At 72.4% G+C, this 21,296-nt stretch carries 19 protein-coding genes; 7 read left to right on the plus strand and 12 right to left on the minus strand.

What is annotated here, in order from left to right:
- Positions 1-136 precede the first annotated feature (136 nt).
- A complete protein-coding gene (locus JW592_RS18060; protein ID WP_209266166.1) occupies positions 137-1,501 on the plus strand; it encodes an ANTAR domain-containing protein in 1,365 nt (454 codons plus the stop codon).
- A 119-nt stretch (positions 1,502-1,620) separates the two neighbouring features.
- On the opposite strand, the gene JW592_RS18065 is transcribed toward JW592_RS18060, so the two are convergent.
- The 3 genes from JW592_RS18065 to JW592_RS18075 all read right to left on the minus strand — a co-directional run bounded on the left by JW592_RS18065 (position 1,621) and on the right by JW592_RS18075 (position 5,750).
- Positions 1,621-2,322 carry a response regulator gene (locus tag JW592_RS18065; protein WP_209266271.1) on the minus strand — a complete coding sequence of 234 codons (702 nt, stop codon included), beginning with the start codon at positions 2,320-2,322 and terminating at the stop codon, positions 1,621-1,623.
- Between the two features lie 5 nt (positions 2,323-2,327).
- A complete protein-coding gene (locus tag JW592_RS18070) occupies positions 2,328-4,064 on the minus strand; it encodes a sensor histidine kinase (RefSeq protein WP_209266167.1) in 1,737 nt (578 codons plus the stop codon).
- A gap of 126 nt (positions 4,065-4,190) precedes the next feature.
- Positions 4,191-5,750: a CitMHS family transporter gene (locus tag JW592_RS18075; RefSeq protein ID WP_209266168.1), complete on the minus strand. Its 1,560-nt coding sequence runs from the start codon at positions 5,748-5,750 to the stop codon at positions 4,191-4,193.
- Between the two features lie 328 nt (positions 5,751-6,078).
- Between JW592_RS18075 and JW592_RS18080 the strand changes: the two genes are divergently transcribed.
- Both JW592_RS18080 and JW592_RS18085 read left to right on the plus strand, forming a co-directional pair.
- A complete protein-coding gene (locus JW592_RS18080) occupies positions 6,079-6,747 on the plus strand; it encodes a dienelactone hydrolase family protein (RefSeq protein WP_209266169.1) in 669 nt (222 codons plus the stop codon).
- Between the two features lie 119 nt (positions 6,748-6,866).
- The gene (locus tag JW592_RS18085) at positions 6,867-7,517 is read left to right on the plus strand and encodes a phosphoribosyltransferase (RefSeq protein WP_209266170.1); all 651 of its coding nucleotides are present in this window, start codon (positions 6,867-6,869) and stop codon (positions 7,515-7,517) included.
- A gap of 60 nt (positions 7,518-7,577) precedes the next feature.
- Here the strand turns inward: JW592_RS18085 and JW592_RS18090 are convergent, their stop codons facing one another.
- Positions 7,578-8,483 carry a SigB/SigF/SigG family RNA polymerase sigma factor gene (locus tag JW592_RS18090; protein WP_209266171.1) on the minus strand — a complete coding sequence of 302 codons (906 nt, stop codon included), beginning with the start codon at positions 8,481-8,483 and terminating at the stop codon, positions 7,578-7,580.
- A 445-nt stretch (positions 8,484-8,928) separates the two neighbouring features.
- On the opposite strand from JW592_RS18090, the gene JW592_RS18095 reads away from it, so the two are divergent.
- On the plus strand, positions 8,929-9,537 hold the full coding sequence (locus tag JW592_RS18095) for a hypothetical protein (RefSeq protein WP_209266172.1): 609 nt from the start codon (positions 8,929-8,931) through the stop codon (positions 9,535-9,537).
- Between the two features lie 69 nt (positions 9,538-9,606).
- On the opposite strand, the gene JW592_RS18100 is transcribed toward JW592_RS18095, so the two are convergent.
- The 8 genes from JW592_RS18100 to JW592_RS18135 form a co-directional block, all read right to left on the minus strand.
- A complete protein-coding gene (locus tag JW592_RS18100; protein WP_209266173.1) occupies positions 9,607-10,017 on the minus strand; it encodes an ANTAR domain-containing protein in 411 nt (136 codons plus the stop codon).
- A 380-nt stretch (positions 10,018-10,397) separates the two neighbouring features.
- Complete coding sequence (locus tag JW592_RS18105) at positions 10,398-11,783, minus strand: hypothetical protein (protein WP_209266174.1); 1,386 nt, start codon at positions 11,781-11,783, stop codon at positions 10,398-10,400.
- Between the two features lie 126 nt (positions 11,784-11,909).
- Positions 11,910-13,637 carry a tannase/feruloyl esterase family alpha/beta hydrolase gene (locus JW592_RS18110; RefSeq protein WP_307805450.1) on the minus strand — a complete coding sequence of 576 codons (1,728 nt, stop codon included), beginning with the start codon at positions 13,635-13,637 and terminating at the stop codon, positions 11,910-11,912.
- Between the two features lie 41 nt (positions 13,638-13,678).
- Positions 13,679-13,861 (minus strand): hypothetical protein, encoded by a 183-nt coding sequence (locus tag JW592_RS18115; protein ID WP_209266175.1) that lies wholly within the window; start codon positions 13,859-13,861, stop codon positions 13,679-13,681.
- A 32-nt stretch (positions 13,862-13,893) separates the two neighbouring features.
- Positions 13,894-14,724, minus strand: coding sequence for a DUF2182 domain-containing protein (locus JW592_RS18120; protein ID WP_209266176.1), 831 nt, complete (start codon positions 14,722-14,724; stop codon positions 13,894-13,896).
- A complete protein-coding gene (locus JW592_RS18125) occupies positions 14,721-15,425 on the minus strand; it encodes a DUF1326 domain-containing protein (protein ID WP_209266177.1) in 705 nt (234 codons plus the stop codon). The genes JW592_RS18120 and JW592_RS18125 overlap by 4 nt, the downstream gene beginning before the upstream one ends.
- 78 nt (positions 15,426-15,503) lie before the next feature.
- Positions 15,504-16,685, minus strand: a complete 1,182-nt coding sequence (locus JW592_RS18130) for a GDSL-type esterase/lipase family protein (RefSeq protein ID WP_209266178.1) — start codon at positions 16,683-16,685, stop codon at positions 15,504-15,506.
- Positions 16,686-16,813: 128 nt separating this feature from the next.
- A complete protein-coding gene (locus JW592_RS18135) occupies positions 16,814-17,383 on the minus strand; it encodes a TetR/AcrR family transcriptional regulator (protein ID WP_209266179.1) in 570 nt (189 codons plus the stop codon).
- A gap of 70 nt (positions 17,384-17,453) precedes the next feature.
- On the opposite strand from JW592_RS18135, the gene JW592_RS18140 reads away from it, so the two are divergent.
- The 3 genes from JW592_RS18140 (at position 17,454) to JW592_RS18150 (ending at position 21,248) form a co-directional block, all read left to right on the plus strand.
- Positions 17,454-17,945: an FBP domain-containing protein gene (locus JW592_RS18140; RefSeq protein ID WP_209266180.1), complete on the plus strand. Its 492-nt coding sequence runs from the start codon at positions 17,454-17,456 to the stop codon at positions 17,943-17,945.
- A 187-nt stretch (positions 17,946-18,132) separates the two neighbouring features.
- Positions 18,133-19,863 (plus strand): SPFH domain-containing protein, encoded by a 1,731-nt coding sequence (locus JW592_RS18145; protein WP_209266181.1) that lies wholly within the window; start codon positions 18,133-18,135, stop codon positions 19,861-19,863.
- Entirely contained in the window at positions 19,860-21,248 is a 1,389-nt protein-coding gene (locus JW592_RS18150) for an SPFH domain-containing protein (protein WP_209266182.1), read from the plus strand. The genes JW592_RS18145 and JW592_RS18150 overlap by 4 nt, the downstream gene beginning before the upstream one ends.
- Positions 21,249-21,296 lie beyond the last annotated feature (48 nt).

A 21,296-nucleotide genomic window follows, 5' to 3' on the forward strand; every position in this document is an offset into this window, starting at 1 on the left:
ACAAGACACCGGACACCGCTCGGCTGAAACACCGGGCGCTCCCCGCTCGTCCCACCTGGACCGAACTGCCGTCCGGCCCCACCGGTGAGTACCTTTGTCATGCTGCAAATGTTCCGGGGAGAAAGAGGGACGCGGAATGAGCACTACAGGCGGTCTTGGTTCAGCACGCGCGGAAGTGGTGCGGCTGCCGGGCGGGGACGGCCTGTGGGTGGTACGCGCGGAGGGCGGCGTGACCGACGCCGACCACCCCGCGCTCCGTACGGCCGCGCAGCCCGCCCCCGGCTGCACCGCAGTGGTCGTCGACCTCGCCCTGGTCCCGCACGTCTCGGCGGCCGCCGTCCGCACGCTGGTCGCCACAGCGCGCACCCTCCAGGAGGACGGCACCACGCTGCTGCCGGCCACCACCGACCCCCGGCTCGCCCACGTCCTGGCCGCCGACGGCGCGCTGACCGTCGTAGGGTCCGTCGCCGAGGCGACCACCCTGTGCAGCGCCCCCGAACCCGGACTCGACGTCACCGTGCCCTCACCGCGGCGCCCCGAACAGACCGGTGGAACCGGCTCGGCGCAACTGGTCGTCACCAGCGCCCCCCAGGCTCCGGGCCCGGCCCCGGCCCTCTCCCCTGCGTCATCCGCGTCCCCCGCGTCCGGCGCGTCCGGCGCGTCCTCGGCCTCTTCCGCCTCCTCGGCGCCGCCCGCCGAACTGGTCCGGCTCCGCGAAGAGGTACGCAATCTGCGGGCCAAGGTCCGCACCCACCCGCTGATCTCCCGTGCCCAGGGCATCCTGGAAGAGCGCTACCGGCTGCCCGACGACCGCGCCGCCTTCGCCCTCCTGGAGGCCAGTTCGCAGCGGTTCAACGTTCGGCTGCGCACCCTCGCCAGTGCCGTCGTCACCGTCCCGCCGCCGCGCTCCTACGACCACGAATGGTTCCCCCACCGCGAACGGCTGACCGCTCCCCCGCTGGCCTTCGCCCCCCAGCTCCGCGCCGCCACCGCCAACACCGCGGAAGTCCTCTCCGCCGTACTGCGCCACAGCATGGAGGTCGCCGAGACCGGCATGGGCAACGTCCAACTGGTCGACCCGGTCACCGGTGACCTGCGCATCGAGAAACACCATGGCCTCGACGACGACTTCCTGGAGTTCTTCGACCGCGTCGGCAAGGACGGCACCGCCTGCGCTCAGGCATCCCAGCAGGTCACCCGCGTCACCGTCACGGACGTCGCCGCCGACGACCTCTTCGACGAGGCGTCGCGCGACGCGGTGCTCGCCGCCGGCAGTCGGGGATGCCACAGCACGCCGCTGACCGTGCCCTCCGGACAGGTGGAGGGTGTCGTCTCCACCCACCACGAGCGGCCCGTCCGCGCGTTGTCCGCCGCGCAGGCCCGTGCGCTCGATGAGATGGGGGTGCAGGCCGGGCGGTGGCTGGAGTGGTACCAGCGCACCGTTGTCCTCGACGCCCTTGAAGACCTCCACTTCACCGGCAGCACCTGGCGCCACCCCTGACTGACCCCACCACCCACGGCTGAGGGCTCAGCCCTCTGACTCGCTCTCGTTGTCGGCGGCAGCCGGGACACGAACGGGGGCGTGCGTCCACAACCCACGGCACCCGAAGAGAGGGGGGATCAGGGTGGGCCGGCCCAGTGGTAGAGGTGTACAGGACGTCCCGTCTCACCGTGCTTCAACCGGTGCCGCACCAACCCAGCGCTCTCCAAGAGTTTGAGATAGCGCTGGGCCGTCTGCCGACTGAGCCCGGCCCGATCGGCAACCTCCTGCGCCGAGAACGCCTTCGCAGCCCCCTGCAGAACCTCTCTCACCAGATCGGCGGTCAGCACCGAGTGTCCCTTGGGCAAGGTCTCACCGCCGCCGCCCCACGCGGCGGCGCCCCGCGCGGCGGCGCCGAACAGCCGGTCCACCGTCTCCTGCGTGGCACCGGCCCGGGGCGCCGTCGCCAACTCGCGGCGCAGTGCGGCGTACCCGTCGAGCTTGCCGCGCAGATGGGCAAAGGTGAACGGCTTCACGATGTACTGGAGGGCACCGTGGCGCTGGGCCGCGCGGACAGTGGCGGTGTCGCGCGCGGCGGTCACCATGATGGCCTCCGTCTCCATGCCGCTGCTGCGCAGGCGGCGTAGGAGGGCCAGCCCCGATTCGTCCGGCAGATAGTGGTCGAGCAGCACCAGATCGACCGCGTGCTGCCGCAGGAAGAGCAGGGCTTCGGCAGCGCTGTGGGCGGACCCGGCGACGTGGAAGCCGGGGATCTTCGAGACGTACGCGGCGTTGATCCGGGCCACGTGGGGATCGTCGTCGACAACAAGCACCTCGATCACGTCCGTCACCCGCCCCTCACCTCCGACACCCTCGTCCCCTCCGCCTCACTCACACCCGTCGCGTCCAACTCCAGCGACTGCAGCGGCTCCAACGCCTCCAGCGCCTCCGGAAGGACCACACGGAACTCGGCACCTCCCTGAGCCGACTCACCGATCCGGGCCTCACCACCAGCGCGCTCCGCGAACCGCCGCACAAGGGCGAGCCCGAGACCCCGATGAGCCCCACCGCCCTCACCCGACTCACGATCCCCCTCCCCCGTCCCCTCGCCGAAGGCAATCGGCACGGCCTTCGTCGACCAGCCCTCCTCGAACACCAGCGCCCGGTGCTCGGGCGGCACACCGGGCCCGGTGTCCCGAACGGTGAGGACGACCGACCGGCCGTCCTCACCTCGCAGGTCGACCTCAACCGCCGCTCCCGCACTCCCCGCCGCCGCGTCCAACGCGTTGTCGACCAGATTGCCGACGACCGTGACCAGGCCGCTCGGGTCGACCAGCCGGTCCGGGAGGAACGAGTCGGGCGCCAGGCGCAGTGCGACGCCGCGCTCGGCGGCCACGACCGCCTTGCCCACCAGCAGCGCCGACACCAGCGGGTCGTGCACCCGTTCGGTGACCTCTTCAGCGGTGGCGCGGCGTACGCCCAGCGCGCCGGTGACGAACTGTGCGGCCTCCTCGTACAGGCCCAGCTCCAGCAGGCCGAGGAGGGTGTGCAGCCGGTTGGCGTGCTCGTGGTCCTGTGCGCGCAGCGCGTCCAGCAGGCCGCGGGTGCCCTCCAGTTCGCGGCCGAGGCGTTCGAGTTCGGTCCGGTCGCGCAGGGTGGCGACGGCGCCGCCGTCCGCGGTGGGCATCCGGTTGGCGACCAGCACCCGGGCACCGCGGACGGTGACCAGGTCGCGCCCCGTCACCCGCCCCGCGAGCACGTCCGCCGTACGGCCGGGGCCCAGCGCCTCGGTCACCGGGCGGCCCAGCGCTTCGGGGCCGAGGCCAAGAAGCCGCTGGGCCTCGTCGTTGACGAGCCGTACCCTGCCGTCCGCGTCCAGCGCGACGACTCCCTCGGCGAGCCCGTGCAGCATCGCCTCGCGCTCGGCGAGCAGCGCGGAGATGTCGGAGAAGGCGAGGGCGTGGGTGCGGCGGCGCAGTCGCCGGGCCAGCAGGTAAGCGGCCAGCGCGCCGACGGCGAGTGCGCCGCCCGCGTAGGTCAGCAGTCGGGGGACGAGCGCCAGCAGGCCCTCGCGGACGTTGGCGTAGTCGATGCCGACGGAGACCGCGCCGATGATCCGCCCGCCGGAGTCGCGCAGCGGGGCCTTGCCGCGTGCGGTGCGGCCGAGGGTGCCTACGTCGATCTTGGTGACGTCGTGGCCCGCCAGCACCTGGCCGGGGTCGGTGGAGACGTGGTGACCGAGGGCCGAGGGCGAGGGGTGGGCCCAGCGGATACCGCGCTCGTCCATGATCACCACGTACTCGGCGCCGGTGGCGTGCCGGATGCGCTCGGCCTCCCGCTGCAGCGGCCCGCGAGCGGTGGGCTGCTGGGCGCGGTGTGCGGCCGAGGTCAGCTCGGCCGCCAGGCCGGGCCGGGCCGCCGTGGTCTGGGCGATCGCCAGGGCGCGGCGCATGGCCTGCCGGTCGAGCTGGTCGCTCAGCGGCGCCAGGAACAGGCCGCTGACCAGCGCCGTCACTCCGACGACGAGGGCAAGCTGGGCCGCCAGCACATGGGAGGAGACGCGGCGGGGCTTACCTACGCGCATGGGCCAGGTCTCCTCTCGGCCGTTGTCGCCCCGCGCCGGACGGGGCTGTCTGGAATCTCCCGTTCCGGTCAGCTCCTGCCAGGAAGAGTAGAGGACCGCCGGCGTCAACCGTCCGGGAAAGCCCGGCTACAGGATGCCGAACAGCAGTCCGGCGCCCAGGATCACCAGCGAGGTCAGCACCGCCCACTTGATCGTGAACCTGGTGTGCTCCCCGAACTCCACCTTCGCCATCCCGACCAGGACGTAGACGGCCGGGACGAGCGGACTCGACATGTGCAGCGGCTGGCCGATGAGCGAGGCGCGGGCGATCTCCAGCGAACCCACCCCGTGCGCGGCCCCAGCCTCGGAGAGGATCGGGACGATGCCGAAGTAGAAGCCGTCGTTCGACATCAGATAGGTGAACGGGATGCTGAGGATGCCGGTCACCAGCGCCATGTGCGGCCCGAGCGCGTCGGGGATCGCGCCCACCACGGTGCGGGCCATCTCGTCCACCATGCCGGTACCGGTCAGTACGCCGGTGAAGACGGCGGCGGCGAAGACCATCCCCGCCACATTGAGCACGTTCTCGGCGTGCGCGGCGATCCGGGCCTTCTGCTCGGCCATGTCCCGGAAGTTCACCGTCAGCGCGAGGGCGGCGCCCAGCAGGAACAGCACCGGGATGGGGAGTAGCTGGGTGATCAGCAGGACCAGGAGGGTGACGGTGAGGGCTGCGTTGAACCAGTACAGCTTCGGCCGGAGCGTGGACCGGTTCGGGTCCAGGACCGCCGACTCCGCGCCATGGCCCGACACCGGCTCCGCAGCGCCCTGACCGTCCGGGGACCGGCCTTCCGAGGCCCGGCCGTCCGGGGTCCGGTCGTCCCACGTCCGGTCATCGCCGTCTGCCGTCGTGACCCGGCCGCCGCCTCCGGCACCGGCGTCCCCGCCCTTGCGGAGCGAGAGCCGTCCTCGCCGTTCACCGGTATCGGCCCCGGAGCCCGCGCCCACCAGCACGGTCTCGCTCTCCGACTCCGACCCCGAGCCCGGCTCCGGCTCCGTCCCCTGCTTCCGCTCGGTCGCCCCCGTGAAGGTCAGCGTGCCCAGGCGGCGCCGCTCGCGCAGGCCGAGCGCGTAGGACAGGACGAGGACGCAGAGCAGCCCGACAGCCAGCGCGGGGATCATCGGGACGAAGATGTCGCCCGCGTCCAGGTGCAGCGCGGTGGCAGCCCGCGCGGTGGGGCCGCCCCAGGGCAGGGTGTTCATCACACCGTTGGCCGTGGCGGCGACTCCCGTCAGTACGACCACGCTCATCCCCAGCCGCCGGTACAGGGGCAGCATCGCGGAGACGGTGATCATGAAGGTCGTCGAGCCGTCGCCGTCCAGCGAGACGATCGAGGCGAGCACGGCCGTACCCACCACGATCCGCAGCGGGTCCGCCTTGCAGAAGCGCAGGATGCCCCGCACCACCGGGTCGAAGAGGCCGACGTCGATCATGATGCCGAAGTAGATGATGGCGAACATCAGCATGGCGGCCGTGGGCGCGAGGTCGCCGACGCCGTCGAGTACGTACTTCCCCAGGTGGGCGCCCTCTCCGACCAGGACGCAGAACAGCGCGGGGATGAGCACCAGCGCCGCTATGGGGGACATCTTCTTGGTCATGATCAGCACCAGGAAGGTAGCGATCATGACAAAGCCGAGGATCGTCAGCATGGAAACCCAATCTCTCGCCCGCCGCGACGCGGCGGGGACCCGCCCGGACCCCCGCCGTCGCGGCGGGGACCCGGTGCCCGGTGACACAGCACGCGGCTGCCCTGCGACGGGGCCCCGGTGCCCTGCGGTCGCCCGACCGTAAGCAGCGCGGCACACCCGTCACAAGAGCGTCATCCGCGAGCAATATGAGCGAAACCCCAGCTCAAGGTAGGGGTAGCGGCTGGGCGCCACCGGGCGCGCCACCCGGATGGGTGCTCTGCCGCTGGTTGGACGTGCGCGGCCATGGGCACCCGGGGGACAGCCCGAGGTGCGAGGGAAGTGATGACCCATGGCTACGGCAACCATGGAAACCGTCCACATCCGGACCGGCGACGGGGCGGTGCTGACCGGCGATCTTCAGGTGCCTGACCGGGTGACCGGAGCCGTGCTGTTCGCCCACGGCAGCGGCAGCTCGCGGTTCAGCCCCCGCAACCGCGCGGTCGCTGCGGTGCTGCGCGAGGAGGGGCTGGCCACGCTGCTGCTCGATCTGCTGACCGAGGAGGAGGAGCAGATCGACGCGGCGACAGCGGAACACCGGTTCGATATCCCACTGCTGGGCCGTCGCCTGGTGGCGGCCGTCGACGAGCTGACACGGCACGGGCGGACCGCAGGACTGCCGGTCGGCATCTTCGGAGCGTCCACCGGCGCGGCGGCGGCGCTGACGGCCGCAGCCGAGCGACCCGGCACCGTCTACGCGGTGGTCTCCCGCGGCGGGCGGCCCGACCTGGCGGGCGAGGCGCTGCCGGAGGTGCTGGCCCCGGTGCTGCTGATCGTCGGCGGCCACGACCACCAGGTGCTGCGGCTGAACGAGGCCGCGGCGGAGAGGCTGCGCGCCCCGCACCGCATCCATGTCGTCCCCGGCGCCACCCACCTGTTCGAGGAGCCGGGCACCTTGGAGGAGGCGGCGCGGGAGGCGGCTGGGTGGTTCGCGCTCCCGCCCACGACGGACGGCGAGTGAGGACGCGGCCCACGCACCGCGGAAGGGTGCGCCACCAGCGCCCGGAAGAGCGCGCCACCAGCGCCCGGAAGAGCGCCCCGCCCCGAGCGTGACACGAGCACCGCAGAAGGGAGCCCCCGATGCGTTTCGCAGACCGCATCCAGGCAGGCCGCGATCTGGCCGCGGCCCTGCGTGAGATGCAGCGTACGGAAGACCTGCCCGACCCCCTGGTCCTGGCGCTGCCGCGCGGCGGCGTCCCCGTCGCCGCCGAGGTGGCGCGCGCGCTGCACGCCCCGCTGGACGTGCTCGTCGCCCGCAAGATCGGGCTGCCGGGCCGACCGGAGTACGGAGTGGGAGCCATCGCCGGTGAGGACCCGCCCGTCTACGACGCGACCGCGCTGGAGATGCTCGGCCTCACCGAGGACCGGCTCGCCTCGACGGTGGCGCGCGAGCGGGCCGAGATGCACCGCCGCCAGGACCTCTACCGGGGCAACCGACCGGAGCCGCGCGTCGCGGGCCGCTCCGTCATCGTCGTCGACGACGGGCTGGCCACCGGCGTGACGGCGCGGGCCGCGCTGCGGTACATCCGCCGCCAGCAGCCCGCCCGCCTCGTGCTGGCTGTCCCGGTGGGCTCGCCACAGGCCGTCACCTCGCTCGGCCACGAGGCGGACACGGTGGTCTGCCTGCACCAGCCCGTCGTCTTCGAGGCGGTCGGCCTCTGGTACGAGGACTTCCCCCAGATCTCCGACGAAGAGGTGACCGAAGCCCTCCATATGACCACGACCCACTGACGGCCCACCGCCTGGCCCCGACGACCCACTGACGGCCCTGGCAGCCCGCTGAGGAAGCCGTCAGGCGGCTGCCGCCCCGCCGGGAACGGTCGGGTGCCTCCGCGCGGGGTGCCCGGCCGCACGGTGGGCCGGGCGCTCGGCGCCTGCGGGGTGGCGGACGGCTCGGCGGTCGTGCTCGACCTGTCGGCGCACCCGCTCGAAGCTCTTGGACAGCAGCCGGGAGACATGCATCTGGGAGATGCCCAGCTCCTGGCCGATGCGCGACTGCGACATGTCGCGGAAGAAGCGCAGGTAGAGCACGCGCCGCTGCCGCTCGGGCAGTTCGCGCAGGCACGGCTTGACCGCCTCGCGGGCCACCACCGTGTCGTACTCGGGCTCCGGCTCGCCGAAGGTGTCGGCCAACGAGAAGCCGTCGCCGGAGTCGGCTCCCAGGGAGGCGTCCAGCGACAGCGAACGGAAGCTGCCGAGGGCCTCCAGTCCGGCGGCCACGTCCTCCTCGGACATTCCGGAGTGCTCGGCGATCCGCTCGACGGAGGGGGCGCGGTCTTCGACCGTGGTGCTCAGGTCCCGCACCGCGGCCCGCACCTTGTTGCGCAGCTCCTGCACCCGGCGCGGCACATGCACGTCCCAGGTGTGGTCGCGGAAGTGACGGCGGATCTCGCCCGTGATGGTCGGCACGGCGAACGGCACGAACGGGGCGCCCATCGCCGGGTCGTAACGGTCGACGGCCTTGACCAGACCGAGCGCGGCGACCTGCTCCAGATCCTCCAGGGACTCGCCGCGGTTGCGGTACTTGGCGGCCAGCCGGTGGGCCATCGGCAGCCACGCCTCGACCAGGCGGCCGCACAGCTCCTCCCGCTCGGGACCCTCCGGCAACGCGGCCAGCCGTGCGAAGTCCTCCGCCGTGTCAGGAGCGTCGTCGTGACTGTGGCGGGCTCGCTGCGGCCGGTACCGTACGGGGCACATGGGATCGGGCTCCTCCCGGTGTCGCTGACACGTGGACCACCGCGGGAGAAGCGGCTCGGGTGACACACCCGGGGTGACCTTCTGCGGTCGCCTCCCGCGGATGTGCCTGTCCTCCCAAGCACGTGGTCTCTTGTGTAACCGTCCCGGGAATCGGTAAACCCCCCGATCGGGTAGGGCGGCACCGGCGGCTGTTCCGCCAACCTGCCGGTGCCTCCGCGGGGCGACGTCGCCGCGCGTATCCGACCGCGTAACCGCTCGGCCGCCTCGGCAAACAGCCCTCCGGACAACTGTTGAGTTGCGGATGGCCGCTTCCCGGGTACAGGGAGGCGGCAGCCCCACCCGGAGGCGGTCCCGGATGAAGGCGTAAGGTCGGCGTCTGGCCGCCCGCAGGCACCATTGCGGGTGGCCGGTTGTATGTCCGTACCCTCGCCAGGAGATCTTCGTCATGCCGATCGACAACAGCACCGGGCCGCCCATCTACGACAGCCTGATCGAGGAGCACGGCGACGTGCCCGGCGACGTGCGCCAGGCCGCCGAGGAGCTCCAGCAGGAGGCGGAGCAGGCGGTGGACTTCTCCCCCGTGCACCACCGGCACCCCAGTACCGGCAGACCGGAGTCCTCCGAGCCTCCCGCGCCCGCGCCGGGCCCCGAGGGGCAGCAGCACCGGCCGCAGGCACCCGCGGCGCTGCCCGGCCGGAACCCGCTCCAGTCCGGCGGCCCCGGCCGGCCCGGACGGCCGGTCCGGCCCCATCAGCTCGGACAGCCCCAGGGCGGACCCGCGCAGGGAGGGCAGCAGCCGGGGCACCCTCAGGGCGGACAGCCCCAAGGCGGACCGCAGCAGCACGGACAGCCGGCGCAGGGCCGACCGCAGCACGGCCAACCGCAGCATGGGCGGCCGCACGGCGGGCAGGCCGAAGACGGGCAGCACCAGCACGCTCAGCCCCAGCACGGTCAGCACCAGCCGGGACAGCCCCAGCACGGTCAGCACCAGCCGGGACAGCACCAGGGCGGTCCGGAGACAGCTCAGCGGCCGCCCGAGTACGCGGCCGAGTAACGGTCCCAGCCGCGGGCGGCCCCGGCGAACCGCCGACGGCGGGATGCGGTGCGGTGCGGTGCGGTGCGGTCAGCCTCGCGCGGATCGCACGCTGTGGAGGGCGGCGGCCAGATTCTTGCGCACCGGCTTGGGGACCGGGGTCCCCTCGGCTCCGGCGACCAGCGCGGCCGCCACGTTCCGCAGCTTCACATTGGAGTGCTGGGAGACCCGTACCAGAACCTGCCAAGCCGTCTCCGCGTCGCACGGCGCGAGGGCCATCACCATGCCCCGGGCCTGGTCGATGACCGGGCGGGTCTCCAGCGCCTGCCGCAACTGCCCCACTTCGGCGCTCAGTTCCTCGACGCGCGCGGCCAGCAGCTCCCGTTCCGGGTCGGCCGTGCCCTCGCCCTTCGCCGGAGCGGCATCATCCGGCGGCACGGCTCTGCGCTGCGAACACTCCTCTGCCACAGAGGTACGCACAAAGCCGGTTGCGGCACTCATCGACGTCTCCCAGCGCTCGGACGGTCCTTCAATGCGAGGAGCCGCTGCCTGCAGAAGCTCCCGCACTCCGGACACTTCCGAGACTGAACCCACTGCCCCCAAACCAGCAACCCCGCCCGTTCCGCGCGATTCCGCGCAAAAACGGCACCGGGGGCTGTGTCCCCAACCCACCGGCGCCTACGCAGGGCGAGCTCACTCCCGCGCACTGTGCACGTATCCACGAAAGCGGCTGGTGAAACCACTGTCCGTCCGCTCGACGGCGGAGTGGACCCCGGAGGGTGAACGCTCGTCGAATTCGGCCGGCAGCTCCAAACCCCTCCAAAAGCAGTGACCCGATCCGAGAGCAGCGACCCGACCCGCTCGGTGTTCGTCAGAGTCCGTCAGAACCCTCCGCCGCCGAAGTCGCCGCCACCGAAGCCGCCACCGTCACCGCCGCCGAAACCTCCGCCGAAGTCCCCGCCGGAGAAATCGCCGTCCGAGAAGTCGCCGCCCGACGGATCGCCGTAACCTTCGGCGCCGTACGCGTACGGGCCGCCCAGCGCGCCACCCAGCATGGTGCCCATCAGCAGGCCGGGCAGCAAGGCCCCGCCGAAGTAACCGGCGGCCCAGGGGGCGTAGACCGGTCCTGCCTCCCAGTAGGGGCGGGCTCCCTGCGGGGTGCCCACCTGGCGGACGAGCGGTTCCTCGCCGTCGGCCAGCCGGGTCGCGTCGGCGGCGCACACCGGAACCATCCGTTCCGTGCCGCCGGGCGGCGTCCACGCCACGTCCTCGACCGACGGACCGTGCCGGGGGTCGAAGAAGCAGGGCGGACGGCGTTCGGGAAGCGGCTCCCCGCGCAGCCGCGCCTCCAGCACGGTGAGCGCGAAGCGACCCTCGGCCAGGGACTCGCTCACCTTCCGCACCTCCTGCGGGCGGCGCGCCGACGCCATCGTCGCCTTGGCGTCCTCGTACGCGTCCAGGGCCCGCGCGTAGTCCTCGCGCGCCGCGTCGGCGTCCTCGCGGACCATCCCGGGCGCCGCGGAGGCCGGGTCGAAGCCGATCCGGCCCAGCTCCTCGCCGAACGCGGTGATGTCCTCGTCCACGACCGGGCGCAGTCTCTCCAGTCCTGCCCGGTCCAGCCGCGCCTGCCGCCTGCGCCCGCCCCAGCTCACCAGGAAGGCACAGCACGCGGCCAGCAGCACCAGGATGCCGAGCGTGACGATGGCTCCGGTGCCGCCGCCGTTACGGCCGCCGTCCTGCGACGCTCCACCGCCGTCCCAGGCCGCCGGAGCGTCGCCGTCCGCCTGTGCGATCGCCTGTTCGGCGAAGTCGGTGACCATCGCCCTCGGATCACCGGAGTGGGCACGCTCCACCGCGTCGACGGTGTTGCGCACCGCGTCGCGCGTCATCACCTGCTGGTCGGCGCCCGCGTCGAAGCGGTCGCCGAGAGCCACGGCGTAGACGCCGGTGATGCCGGTCTCGGTCCGCAGGTCCTGCAGCAGCGTCTGCCGGTCGAACCCGCCGTCGGCAGGCAGCACGGCGACGAGGACCGGCTTGTCGGCGCGTTTGATCCTGTCCTCGAGCGTGTCGGCTGCGGACGGGGGCAGCGTGTCCCGGGCGCGCGGATCGACGTAGACCGGGCCGTCCCGCAGCGCGGCGGCGGCCTCGTCGACACCGCCGCCGTCCGCTGCACGCGGGACCGCGGCAGCGGCCACCACCAGCAGCAGCGCGGCCACCACCGTCGCGAGCACCGAGGTCAGACGGAAGACCCGTCGTACGGTCTTCATACGATCACAGTAGCTCAAACCGGACATTTTGCCGCGCGGGTGCTTGCGCGGGTGCTTGCGCGAGCGCTTACGCGAGTGCTCGCGCGGATGCTCGCGCAGCCGCCCGCCGGGCTGCTGGGGGAGCCGCTACCGGTGGCAGGTGAAGTTGCGCGCCTGGTCGGGGTCGCCCGAACCGTCGTACCGGGGCCATTCCGGATACGCACACAGCGGCCGGGTCCGGCCGTCGGCACCCGGACCGGTGTCCGTGACGACCGGCCGGTGCGGCGCCCTCCCGTGCTCCGTCCACTCCTCCAGCGCGCCCACCGCGTCCCAGCCGGCCGCGAAAGCCGGCGCGACGTTGGCGTGGTTGGCTCCGGGCACGAGATAGAACCGGGCGAACCGCTCCGTGGCCCGCTCGCCCATCACCTTCCGCACCCGCTGGAAGTACTCGGCGGTCGAACGGTGACTGACCAGTTCGTCCGCCGTTCCGTGCAGCAGCAGCAACTTGCCCCCGGCCCGCGCGAACGGCCGCAGATCCGGGTCGTTGACGTCCTGCAGACCCGCCAGCTCGCTCACCCGGTGCCGCCAACGGCCGGGGTGCCGGGGGTTGAGGGAGAGGGAGTCGAAATCGGGGTCCCGGGTGACGAAATAGCGCACCCACTGCTCCCAGAACTGGACGCCGTAGCCGCTGTCGAGGGGCATCGGATTCGCGGGGGCCGAACTGCCCATGCCCAGCAGCGGGGTGGTCATGTCCGCACCGGACAGGAACGGGAAACCGGGGTAACCGCGCTCCCCGCTCCCCAGCGGATACTTCCAGCGCAGCGGGGACGACAGCGCTTCCACGGTGCGGATCTGCCGGCCGGTCAGGCAGTGCGGGGCGCCGGTGTGATGGCCCGCGCGGCCGGTGCCGCTGACCGTTTCCTCGGGGCAGCGCAGCGTACGCGGGTCGAAGCGGCAGCCCGCCTCGTCGGACACCACCCCGTCCCGCAGCCCGTCGTCACCGTCACAGGCGTCCAGCACCGCGCGGTGCAGCAGCCGCTGCTGCGCGGGGCCGGGGAACGCGCCCGGGCGGGAGAGCAGCCGGGCCGCGTACCCGAAGAACAGGTCGAGGCTCGCCGCGTTCCACGCCGGGTAGACGGCCAGCACCCCGTCGAAATCGCGCGGCCAGCGCTGGGCGACCGCCAGCGCCTCCCGCCCGCCGGTCGAACCACCCGCGAAGAAACTGCGCCGCGGCTGCTGCCCGGAGTAGTGCTCACCGAGTACGAAGAGTGCCGCGTCCCGGGTCTTCTTCAGCGCGTCCCCGGCGAAATTCCGCAGGGCCTCGTCGTTCGCGCCGAACGAGCCGTCAAGGGACGGTGTCGGCTTGTGGCCGGGCGGCGCCTGGTGCCCCGAGTCGCTCGCGAAGACGGCGTAGCCCCGTCCGAGCGGGGTGCGCTTGCCCGCGGGGGCGAACGGCACGTTTCCCGTGACGTCGGGAACCGTGCCGTTGTAGCCACCTCCGCCCAGCATCATCGCCCGGTGGTTCCAGTGCTCGCGGTCCGGCAGCGCGAGCCGCAGCCTGATGGCCGGCGCGGCGCGGTCCACCGGGCGGATCTCGGCGTCGACGCGGCAGTACGGGACGAGTGCGGTGGCCCCCTCGCCGGAGGCGGGTACTGGCTGCGCGGAGGTGACCGTGCCGCCGCGGGTCGGCAGGCCGATCCGGGCGCGTGGGATGTCCAGACCGCGGAGGCCGGCGCACGGGGTGGCGCCGCTTGTGCCGCTTTTTCCGCTCCCGCCGCTCTTGCCGTCGGCGGTGGCGCCGGGTGCCGTGGGTGCCATGGTGACGGCCGCCAGTGTGGCCGCCACCATGGCGACCGTCGCAGTTCGTCTTCGCACCTGCCCGCCCTCCCCCCTTGACAGCTTCGAGTGCTGGCACGCTAGGGGGTGGTTCCGGTCGCGGCCATGTGGCCGCGCCACACGGCGCGCCCCACCGCTGTGGCCTCCGCCCCCCGGGGGCCGACGCAGCCCGCGCGGGCGGGACCGGTGGTGCGGTGCCCACGACGGCCCGCCATGAGTACGTCGCGGATTTGCCCGACCGCCCGCACGTCCTGGTTGCTCACGCGGTTCCCCCGCCTGGCGGGGCGCCGCGGGGTCACGGCAGGGCCAGGAGGGCGGCACCCAGGGCCAGGAGGGCGGTTCCGAAGAGGCGGCCGGTCAGGGTGGGGCGGGGGACTGTCTTCTCGATGGTGATGACCGCCGCGACAGCTGCCATCCAGGCCAGGCTCATCACACCGGCGGCCAGCAGTACCGCCATCAGTGCCCAGCAGCATCCAAGGCAGTAACCGCCGTGCCGTACGCCGACCGAGAAGGCGCCGAAGCGGCTGCCCGCAGTGGGTTCGGCGTACCGCATCACCAGAGCGAGCGGGGAGCGGCAGCGCACCAGGCACCAGCGTTTGAGCGGGGTGAACTGGTAGGCGCCGGCGACCAGGAGCACCACGGCGCCCACTTGTACGGCGAGCGGGCCGCCGCCCATCGCGGTGGCCTCGAAGGCGCGTACGACGGCGTAACCGAGGAGGCCGGCCACGCCCCAAACGGCAAGGTATCCGGCAGTCAGCGCGGCGAGGGTGCCGGTGGTGGCGCGTGCCCCGAGCAGCCGACGCATGCCGACCATGAACGGGGTGATGGCGGGCAGCATCATCGCCGCCATCATCACCACCCAGGTGAGCAGGAAGAACCCGAAGGCCGTCGGCGGGATCACCGCGCCGCCCCCCATCGGCCGCATGCCGGTGAGGATGCCGGAACTCATGTCGGGCATGGCCAGCGCGCCGGTCACCAGCCAGGCCGTCCCCGCGAGGGCGAGGAGCAGCCCGGCGAGCAGGAGTTCGAGCCGCGTCCAGGTGCGGGGCGCCGGGATGCCCCGCGGTGCGTCCGGACCGGGGCGCATGCCCCTGCCCGAGCGCGGACGCACACCTGCGGTGGTCATGCGCCGTCCGGGCCGTACCAGTCGAACGGGATCAGCTTGCTGGAGTACCCGGAGCGGTCCCATTCGAAGCCGTAGGCGTCGGCCCGGTCGGTGGTGGCCTTGCCCCAGGTGGCGGGGCCCTGGCCGGGTCCCGTCTCGGAACCGGGCAGGTGGTGGACCTGCACCCGTTCGCCCTCCTGGGTCGTGGGGCCGGTCAGCGCCTCGACGACGGCTTCCGCCTTCTCGGGGATGCGCATCCGCCAGGTGCCGAGGTCGTCATCGATGGAGACCTCGATCGGGGCGGTCTCCAGCCCCCTCATCTCAGGGTTCAGCATGGCGCCGAACTGCTCGGGCCAGCCGCCCGCCTCGCCGCCGAAGATCGCCTGGAGGGCCGCGCGCTGCGTGTCGTCCGCGCGGTCGTCGATGAAGAAGGCGGCGTACGCGTCCTTGGCCCCTCCCGCCCAGGGGTTGCCGGTGAAGGAGCCGAGCATGGCGACGTTGAGGCCGTCCAGCCGGGTGTCCCCGTAGGAGCCCTCGCGGATCTGCCACAGGAGGATGCCGTTGCAGTCACCGTAGGTCGGCGGCTGGGCGAAGGAGCAGGGGCACGGCACCGCGCACTTGCAGGCGTCGAACCACTCGCCCTTGAGGTGCCACTCCGGAATGGTTTGCGTGCTCTGCGCGCCCTGGGTGTCCGGCGCGCTCTGTGTGCTGGAGGTCGTCATCGCGACCACTTCCCATGGCGTGCATGTCCGATACTTCCAGTCTGCTCCCGCCCGCCCGGCCCTGTCAGCCCAGTCGGCTCAGCGCTCGGCGGCGAACGGGCCGCCGGCCGCGAACGCCAGCTCGGCGAAGCGTTCGCCGATCCGGCGGTGGGTGGCGGCGTCCGGATGGAGCCGGTCGGGAAGCGGCAGCTCGACGGTGTCGGCCTCGCCGTAGAGGTCACGGCCGTCGAGGTGGTACAGGTTCGGGTCGTCGGCAGCCCGCTGCCGCACGATGCCGGACAGCTCCTCGCGTACGACGTCGAGCGTCAGCTTCCCGTTCGCGCGCTCCGCCGGATCGCCCGCGGCCTGGAAACTCAGCCGCCCGCTGCGCAGGGCGCTCATATCGGGAAGGCACGGGCCGGGCGTGTGCTCGTGGATCGGGCACAGGATGGGCGAGACGACCAGCAGTGGCGCGGTGGGGTGCCCCTCACGCAGGGTGTCGAGGAACCCGTGGACGGCCGGACCGAAGGCACGCAGCCGCATCAGGTCGGCGTTCACCAGGTTGATGCCGATCTTGACGCTGATCAGGTCCGCCGGGGTGTCCCGCATCGCGCGGGCCGTGAACGGATCGAGCAGCGCGCTGCCGCCCAGCCCCAGATTGATCAGCTCCACCCCGCCGAGCCCGGCGGCGAGCGCGGGCCAGGTGGTGCTGGGGCTCGCCGCGTCGGAGCCGTGGCTGATCGAGCTGCCGTGGTGCAGCCACACCTTGCGGCCCCGGTCCGGTACGGGCTCGACGGGCGCGTCGGTACGCAGCGCGACCAGCTCGGTCCGCTCGTTGTGCGGCAGCCAGATCTCGACGTCCTTCTCCCGGCCGGGCAGTCCGGTGAAGCGGAGGGTGCCGGTCGGGCCCGGTTCGGTCCGGACGGTGCCGGTGACCATGTCGATGGTCATGGTGTCGCCGCCGGGCACCCCGGCCTGGTCCGCCAGGTGGCCGTCGACGAACAGGTCGTAGACCCCGTCGGGGCGCGGCGGCAGACCCGCGTGGACCCGCTTGGTGGGCAGCGTCTCCAGCTCGACGACGGTGGCCCGGGTACGGAGGACCAGCCGTACGCCGGAGGGCTGGGACTCGGCCATGGCGAGCTGCCCGTCCGCGCACTGGGCGCGGGCCCACCCGGGCAGCCGGTGCGGCAGCAGCCCGCGCTCGGTGCGCTCCAGATCGAGGGCGCCGCGCAGCAGCTCAGCGGTGACGGGCGTAGTGATCAACTGCTCCTCGGGGGACATACAACATCAACAACCTGTCATTGTCGGCGTTCGGGGCCATGCGGCGGGCGTCAGGCGCAGGCTTCACGTGTCCACGTGTCAACGCGTCGCGCGGACAGCAGGTGCACGCGCCCGCACTTGCCGCAGTCTCAGGAATCGGGCCAGTTCCGCAACAGGGCGTCGAGCGCGTCCAGCACCCGCGACCAGGTCTCCTGCGTATCGGGGGCACTGTGGCTGAACCCGCCGCCCATCTCGAGGCTGACGTACCCGTGGAAGACGCTCCCCAGCAGCCGGACCGCATGCGTCTGCTGGTTCTCCGGTAGCTCGTAGCCGCGCAGCAGCGCCCGGGTCAGCTGCGCGTGCCGTACGCCCGCGCTGAGGCGCGCGGTCTGCGGGTCGAGCCTGGTCTGGGCGGCGGCGTAGCGGCCGGGATGCTCCCGCGCGTAGTCGCGGTAGACGTTCGCGAAGGCGGTCAGCGCGTCCTTGCCGGCCCGCCCGGCCAGCGCCTCGGCGGCCCGGTCGGCGAGCTCCTCCAGGGCCAGCAGCGCGATCTTCGTCTTGAGGTCCTGCGAGTTCTTCAGGTGCGAGTACAGGCTCGCGACCTTGACGTCGAACTGCCGGGCGAGCGCCGAGACGGTCACCTGGTCGAAGCCGACCTCGTCGGCGAGCTCGGCTCCCGCTCTGGTCAGCCGTTCGGTACTCAGTCCGGCACGCGCCATATCGACCTCCCTTCCTACCTAAAGAATTATGCAGTTGCCTAACCCTTTTAGGCAACTTAGCCTCGGGCTTATGCGACCTCTGACTGAGCGGGAAATCCGTTCCGCCTTCCTGAACTGCACAAAGGGCGAGGCAAAGCGCCTGGCCGTGCCCCGCGATCTGGCCGACCGCCCCTGGGACGACCTCGACTTCCTCGGCTGGCGGGACCCGCAGGCCCCCGACCGGGCCTACCTCGTCACCGAGCTGGCCGGCCGGCCGCAGGCCCTCGCCCTGCGCTGCCCCGCGCCCGCACCGTGGCAGACCCGGCGCAGCATGTGCTCGATATGCCTGACCGACCACACCAACGGCGTGACCCTGATGGTCGCCCCCAAAGCCGGAAAGGCCGGCCAGCAGGGCAACTCGGTGGGCACCTACCTCTGCGACGACCTCTCGTGCTCGCTCTACGTACGCGGCAAGAAGGACACCGGCCTCTTCGCCCGGTACCACGAGTCCCTCACCACGGAGGAGAAGATCCGGCGCACCACGGACAACCTCGCCGCCTTCCTCACCAAGGTGACCGCATAGGTTCCGACGTGCCCGCGCAGTCCGCACGCACCAGGGCCGGAACCTTGCCGGTATCCGGCAGGGAACCGGGGCGGTTGCTGCCGTGTCCCCCACGTATACGGTCTGCACGATCGCGGGCAGGGATCGCCCGCAGTACGGCAAGGCCCGGACGCGGTCCTCCGCGGTCCGGTCGACGAAGGGGGAACCCATGGCACAGGGTCCGCGGCGCGCGGGAAGTGCTCGAGAGAGTGTGCGCAGAGCCGCCCGCGCCGTCGCTTCCGGCAGCGACATACGCGAGGCGGCGGAGGAGGAAGTGCGGCAGCGCGCCGCGGGAGACGGACGCGAGGCCGGTGAGCAGCAGCGCGAGGACGGCATGGACCCGTCCGACTTCCCGGCCGCACGCGAACAGGGCGGCTCCATCGAGACGGTCATGGAGCAGAAGTCCGTACCGCTGGACGAGGCGGGCGAGGAGCTCAACCACAGCGGCCAGAGCCGCGAGGGGCTGCAGCAGGTGCACACCATCTGTCCGATGGTGCTGCCGCGTGGCCGTTCGTTCCTGAGCATGCTGCCGGTGTCGATGCTGCTGGTGGTCGGCGCGATCGGGCTGGCCATCACCTCGGCCCTGTCGTCGTTCACCGGCGGCAACGCGCTGACCAACCCGCTGTTCGGAATCCACTACTGGGTGCTGGCGGTCGGCGCGGTGGCGTTCGTGTGGTGGCGGCAGGGGATGGTGATGGTCCCCGACGGCTGCCAGGCGCTGATCACCCGGTTCGGCAAGCTCGAACAGGTGGTGGGCCCAGGAAGGGTGATCCTGCTCAACCCGTGGAAGCGCGTCTCGTACATCCTCAACACCACGCGCGAGTACCCCTTCAACGCGCCCGTGCGGGAGGCGCCGACCCGGGGCGGGGTGAAGGCGTCCATCGACCTGTTCATCCAGTTCCGGATCAGCGACCCGGTGGAGTTCGTCTACACGCTCGGCGCGGTGCGCGGCTTCGAGGAGAAGCTGGGCAACGCGGTCAGCGAGACGATCCGCAGCCTCATCTACGAGCAGGAGGCCGCGGGCATCTACGACATGGTGGGCGAGGACACCGGGCGGCTGCTGGAACAGCTCAACCAGCAGTTCCGTCCCGCGGTCGAACTGACCAACGCCAACATCACGCACGCCGAGCCGTCCGACCGCGGCTACCGGATGGACCTGGCCGCACCCGAGATGGTGCGCGTCGCCAAGGAGGCGTACACCCACGAGTACGCGCTCCAGCTGCGCAAGGAGCAGGACGAGGGCGACCTGAGCAAGGAACTGGCGACCCGGCAGGAGGAGTTGTCCGCCATCCAGGCCGACATCGCCCAGTACCAGGCGCAGATGGACACAGCCGTCGAACGCGAGACCAACCGCGCCGAGGCCCTGGCCCGCCAGCGCTACGTACAGGCCGAGTCGGAGGCGAAGGCCAACGCGGCGCTGCTGGAGGCGCAGGCGCTGGACATCCGCGCGGTGACCGCGGCCGAGGCTCCCGAGATCCTGGAGTACCGCTACGAGCAGCAGGTGCTCGACACCCTGGAGCAGGTCGCCGACCATCTGCCGCGCCTGGTCCGGGTCGGCGGCGGGGACGGCGCCGGCAACAGCTCCGCCGCCGGTGTCGACTTCCTCGCCCTGGCCAGGGAACTGGTGGGCGAACGCGACACCGAGCTGTTCTCCGCTCAGGACGTGGCCGCGGTACGGGAGCGGCTCGTCGAGGTCTCGGCCCGGATCGCGGAACGGGAGGCGGAGATCAGCGCGCTGCGCGAGGCGGAGCAACCGACCGTCCCGGCAGGCGCACCCGACTCAGCAGACGCGCCCGGCTCAGCAGACGCAACGGCCCCGGCCGAACAGCACGCACCCGGGCACGACGAACCCGGCCGGCACACGCACAACAACCAGATCGACGGGGAGGCCGGTCAGTGAGCAGCGCACGCACGAACCACAGGTCCGTCATCACGGAGGAGGTCGCCCAGTGGAGCGACATCCCCCATCTGCTGCGCGGCGGTGAGGCCGGCACCCTCGTGCCGGTGATCATCCCGCGGCACCGCCGCCGCGTCTGGTGGCTGGTCCCGTTCTGGCTGGGGCTGCTGGCGGTGACCGCGGGCGTCATGGCAACGGTCCGGGACGACGGCGGGGCCACCGGCGCGGCCTGGAGCGCCTTCGCCGGCACCAGCTACGTCCTCGGCCTGCTCTTCCTCGTCGCGGGCGCGCTGTGGTGGTGGCGTTCGTCAATCGTCGAGATCGAACAGGGCACCACCGGCATCCTCACCCGTTACGGCGCCGTCGCGGGCACCCTTGACCCGGGCCGGCACTACCTGTGGCACCCCTGGTCCCGCGTCGACTTCGTGGTGGACACCGCCACCGAGATCCCCTACTCGGCCCCCGTCGTCGCCTGCCCGACGCAGGAGAATGTGCCGCTGCGGGCCATCGACTTCTTCATGAAGTTCCGCATCACCGACGCGGTGCTGTTCGTCCGCACCATCGGCGCGGGCAACTTCGACCTCGTCCTCTCCAGCGCGGTCCAGGACGCGATCCGCCAGCGCGGCCGCCGGGTGCGCACCGAGCGCGCCTACGACCTGCGCGGCTCCGACGTCGCCGACATGCAGGACCTGCTCAACCGCCAGCTGTCCCGCTACGGCGTACGCATCACCGGCGCCAACATCCCCGACGTCCAACTGCCGGCCCAGTACCAGCAGCACCTGGCCACCCGGGAGCGCGTCGCCAAGGAGTACACGGCCTACGAGCAGGAGTGGGGCCTGACCCGCAAGCGCCGCATCGACAGCCTCCAGATGGACATCGAGCGGGCGAAGAAGGTGCGGGACGCGCGGCTCGTCGAGGTCAAGGCGGCCCTCAACAAGGCCCGCGAACAGGTCGCCCAACTGCTGGAGGAGCAGGAGACGCAGGCCCAGAAGGTGCGGTTCGAGATCGAGACCCGCGGCCGCAGCGGACTGATCGCCGCCGAGAACGAAGCCCGCGCCCAGCGCCGGCTGGCCCAGGCATACCGGGACAACCGCGCCGTCCTCCAGTACGAACTGGCCCGGCGCCGCCTGGAGGTGGGCGCGTCCCTCGCCGGCCGGGCCCCCCGCCCCGTCGTCCTGCGGACCGACGCCAACACCGGAACCGACACCTCGGCCCTCTCCACCCTGCTGGCCGCCCAGTTGCTGCCGGGCGCCGCGGCGGTGCCGTCCGCGCGCCACAGCCAGGGCGCCTCGCCCCGTTCCCAGGCCGGCACCGAAGCCGACCACTCCGGTGACGTACTGCACTCCGCGGTGGAGGGAGTCGTCGAGGGGGTGTGGCCGCGCCGTTAGCGCTCAGCCGTAGCGACCGCACCGGGCCGTGTCGACAGCGCGGGGCCA

The organism is Streptomyces spirodelae (genome assembly GCF_017676385.1).
Classification (GTDB): Bacteria; Actinomycetota; Actinomycetes; order Streptomycetales; family Streptomycetaceae; genus Streptomyces; species Streptomyces spirodelae.